Source organism: Chromohalobacter sp. 296-RDG, from assembly GCF_029889885.1.
Taxonomy (GTDB): Bacteria; Pseudomonadota; Gammaproteobacteria; order Pseudomonadales; family Halomonadaceae; genus Chromohalobacter.
In genome coordinates, this window is record NZ_JARANY010000203.1 from 1 (window position 1) to 1,358 (window position 1,358).

Annotated in this window: 1 protein-coding gene; it reads right to left on the reverse strand. The window is 66.1% G+C overall.

Annotated features, from left to right (window positions below; all coding sequences use genetic code 11):
• Positions 1 to 1,247, reverse strand: a 1,247-nt coding sequence (locus OP495_RS17875; RefSeq protein WP_280571127.1) for a TauD/TfdA family dioxygenase, incomplete at its 3' end; no start/stop codon positions are given.
• Positions 1,248 to 1,358: the final 111 nt, after the last annotated feature.

Here is a 1,358-nt window from a genome sequence, read left to right on the forward strand (position 1 = left end):
CGTTGCTGGCGGTGGGCGCGGCGTAGCATGCGTAGCCGCGAGCGGGCTTCGTCACGCTCGAGATAGCAGCCTTGCAGCCAACGCCGGCCGCCCTGGCCGACATCGAAGGCGTCACGGGCATGCAGTAGGCGACGGTTGTCGAAGATCACCAGGTCGCCGGGCGTGTAGGTGAAACGCAGCGCGAATTCGGGCTCGCGCAGCAGGCGTTGCAGGGCCATCAAGGCGGCATAGGCGGGCTCCACGTCCTCGAACGGCGCCATCAAAGGGCCACGCAGGAAGTCGGCGATGCGGACTTCGTCGAAATCGCCGTTGTCATCGAGCTTGATCATCGGCGCGTACCACACGTGATCGGTAGTGCGCGCGGTGTTGGCGTAGCACCAGTGCACGCGAGTGAGCGTCGCGAAGTGCTCGGGATGACGCTCGCGCAGGGCCTCGGCGACGGCGAAACCGTCCATCATCACCGCTTCGCCACCGACGGTGTCGTTTTCCAGGCAGTGCAGCAACTGTAGGCCTGGCTGATACTCGCGGGTGGGCAGGTCGACGTGCGGCGGCAGAGCGATCGAGGTATAGGCGTTGGACTCGGGGTCCGGCTTGGCGCGCACGTCGAACAGCGTGCCGAAGTTGGTGGCGCGCGGTGGACCGATGCGACGGGCGATGGCGTCGAGGCTGCCGGGCTCGGTGGGCAGATTGCGTAGCCGCACCAGGCCCTCGCCAATGACGGCTTCCAGCGCTTGTTCGAGGCAGGTATCCAGCGCCTGGGGATCGGCGTCGGTGTCGAGCCAGTCGTATGCATCGAGGGTCGTGGGCGCGTTGCGCTCGCTGCCTTTCCATAACGTGGCGGGGGGCAGTGGGGCATCGAGTTCCGCCAGGTGGGTATAGTCGTGCGCGCGCAGCCAGCCGGGGTGAAAGCGCAAGCGGCGTTGCTCCGGCGCGAAGACGATCACCAACGCGCCTGCCTCGTCGAGAGTCGCCTCGCTGACGGTGGGCCAGTCTTCGAGACGCGAGAGGTCGAGAATACGCTCGCGGGTATCCGGGTTGACGGTACTGGCATCGGCGGCGTTCTCACGCAGCCAGATGCTGTGGTATTGGCTGGTGCGACCGTCTTCCCAGTGCACTTCCACCTGGTGCGGTGTCGGGCGCACCTCGGCGATGGCGACCTCGAGCGGCCAGGCGTCGTAATCCGGCGTCGCGGGGAGCGTCTCGCTGGGCGTATTGGCAGACGTGGCAGCAGGCGTGGAGAGAGTCATGACGACATCCTTGGCTACGAAACGTCGCCCTAGCATGGCCTGACTCGTCGTCCATATTTACACCCCAAGCGACGGCTTCTTGCCGTAAGTCGTCATGTTGCGTCGTCCGGG